The organism is Protofrankia symbiont of Coriaria myrtifolia (assembly GCF_900634755.1).
GTDB classification, from domain to species: Bacteria; Actinomycetota; Actinomycetes; order Frankiales; family Frankiaceae; genus Protofrankia; species Protofrankia coriariae.
Genome location: NZ_CAAAFS010000047.1, coordinates 1 through 2,142, shown reverse-complemented (window position 1 = coordinate 2,142; position 2,142 = coordinate 1). Strand labels below are relative to the sequence as shown.

3 protein-coding genes are annotated in these 2,142 nt (G+C 63.8%); 1 reads left to right on the top strand and 2 read right to left on the bottom strand.

The features are described 5' to 3' along the window. Nucleotides 1-360: 360 nt before the first annotated feature. Together CM1CMNOD_RS02375 and CM1CMNOD_RS02370 are read right to left on the bottom strand one after the other, a co-directional pair. A complete protein-coding gene (locus tag CM1CMNOD_RS02375; RefSeq protein ID WP_013872080.1) occupies nt 361-678 on the bottom strand; it encodes a helix-turn-helix domain-containing protein in 318 nt (105 codons plus the stop codon). Continuing rightward, nucleotides 675-1,040 carry a type II toxin-antitoxin system RelE/ParE family toxin gene (locus tag CM1CMNOD_RS02370; protein ID WP_043602838.1) on the bottom strand — a complete coding sequence of 122 codons (366 nt, stop codon included), beginning with the start codon at nt 1,038-1,040 and terminating at the stop codon, nt 675-677. The genes CM1CMNOD_RS02375 and CM1CMNOD_RS02370 overlap by 4 nt, the downstream gene beginning before the upstream one ends. 475 nt (nt 1,041-1,515) lie before the next feature. Here CM1CMNOD_RS02370 and CM1CMNOD_RS02365 point away from each other — a divergent pair, with 475 nt between their 5' ends. Beyond that, complete coding sequence (locus tag CM1CMNOD_RS02365; protein WP_131772077.1) at nt 1,516-1,770, top strand: hypothetical protein; 255 nt, start codon at nt 1,516-1,518, stop codon at nt 1,768-1,770. Nucleotides 1,771-2,142 lie beyond the last annotated feature (372 nt).

The following is a 2,142-nucleotide window of genomic DNA, read 5'->3' as shown; positions in this document are numbered from 1 at the left end:
AACCTAAACATCCGCTCTGTGATCCCGGAAGATTCCGCGGCCAACGCTGCGACTGACCGGCTGACAGCCAAGTTGACAGCCAAGACGGCGGACGAGGGTGGACACTGGCGGATGTCCATGGACGGAGCGCACCAGGTCGGCGGACGCCGTGGACGTCCACGGACGTCGATGGAAGATCCAGATCTAACTACGGATCAAGAGGTTGGGGGTTCGAGTCCCTCCGAGCGCACGTCAGGTTGAGGCAGGTCAGAGCCCCGCAGCCGATCACACGGCGCGGGGCTCTGGGCTTTCTGTAGCAGCGGGTGCAGCAACGGCCCTCAGCCCAGGAAGCCGTCGGGTGTGTTGCGGCGACGAAACAGGTCAGGCGATCGCGGCGATGTCCCCGTCGTCAAAGTAGATCGCCTGGTGCAGCCGGCCACCAAGAGCGGCAGCGTATCTGGCGACCACGTCCTGACCGGAGAGTGAGCCCTGCTCGATCTGCGAGATCCGACCCTTGGTCACCCCCATCCGCTCGGCCACCTGCTGCTGGGTCAGACCCCGCGCACGACGCACCTCGGCAAGCCGATGCCCCACCGCGACCGCAAGAAGCTCCTGCTTGCCGGCGGCGACCGCCTCCTCCCCACCGGCCCGGGCGACCTGCTCGGCACGGACATCAGCCCACCGTACGTAACCACTCATCGCCGATCACCCTCCTCCTGGCCGCGTTCCACCAGGTAGCTCTTGTAGCGTTGCTCCGCCAGTGGAATCGCTTCGTCGTACCAGGCGTTCCACTGCCCGGCTTTGTCCCCGGCAACAAGCAGGATGCTCGAACGCCACGGATCGAAACAGAACAAGATCCGTACCGTGCCCGGTCTGAGTTCCTTCAGGTTCGGCAGCGACGAGCCGCTGATCGTGTCGACCAGGGGTCTCCCCAGCCCGGGGCCGGTCTCCGCGAGCAGGTCGATCGCCTGGACGACCCGCGCGTGTGTCGCGGCGTCCAGGCCGTCGATCCAGTCACGGACCTCGTTGACGAGGTAGACGTCCCACTGCCGCCCGTCCATCAAACGAGTATAGCTCTCACTAAACCATGGCACCGCGAAGACCACCAAGATGACCATAGTCAGAACGACTGGCAGCCAAGTTGACAGCCAGGCCGGTGGACGAGGGTGGACGTTGGCGGACGCCCATGGACAGAGCCCACCAGGTCAGCGGACGGGGCGGACCTCTGCGAACGTCGACGGAAGATCTAAATCTAACTACGGATCAAGAGGTTGGAGGTTCGAGTCCCTCCGAGCGCACGCTGGTTGAGGCAGGTCAGAGCCCCGCAGCCGATCACACGGCGCGGGGCTCTGGGCTTTTTTGATCTCTAGTACTGCAATTTGTACTGCAATTGGGAACGATCAGCCTTCGTCGGACCCGTCGAGACCCCGATGACCATCACGCACCGTAGCCACGCCCACCCCCCTGCGATCTTGACTCTGTGGAACGAAGTGTCCAGATCGGCCTTCCTTGCGTCGGGAGCCAAACGATGGCATAGTGACCTACGCGATCCAAGGGGGGCCATTCGGGCACTGTGGATCGCCCAAGCCGGGAGCCACGGTGGACTTCCACTTCCTCCTCGCCCTCGTCCTCTCGCCTGGTGTCCTCGCCGGCTTCGTGACGATCACCAAGCATCGCCAATGGCTTCACCTTGTGCGCCATGTCTACGACCATGAGACCGCAGAAGGTCGAACCGTCGATCCCATCGCATTGTTGGAGACCGCCAAGAACCCCCGCGCCGCTCGACCATGACCCCGCCTACCTACCATGGGTCATCGATGTCTTCCTTCAACTCGTAATCCGGGTCAGGATGCCGTCCATGCTCGCCGCCGTCCCCCGCCGGACGTCTTTCAGGACATCGATGTAGATATCGGCTGTGGTCGCGATACGCCTGTGCCGGAGCAGGGCGCGGATCTCGTTCCCTCTGTGATCCGGAGCAGGTCAGCAGCGGGCGGGCCATGGCTTTCTCAAGCTCGTAGCGTGGTCACCGATGACGGCAGCGTCTCGGGATTCGGATGGCAGCCAGGGTGGCAGCCAAGCCGGCCGATTACTGTGGACGTCGGCGAACGTCCACGGACGAGACCAGGCCCGCGACATGCGCCGACGGATGTCAGCGGATATAGG

Bases quoted from the DNA above. Each gene is read 5' to 3' on its own strand.
- CM1CMNOD_RS02370 (WP_043602838.1), bottom strand. From the start codon at position 1,040: ATGGACGGGCGGCAGTGGGACGTCTACCTCGTCAACGAGGTCCGTGAC.
- CM1CMNOD_RS02375 (WP_013872080.1), bottom strand. From the start codon at position 678: ATGAGTGGTTACGTACGGTGGGCTGATGTCCGTGCCGAGCAGGTCGCC.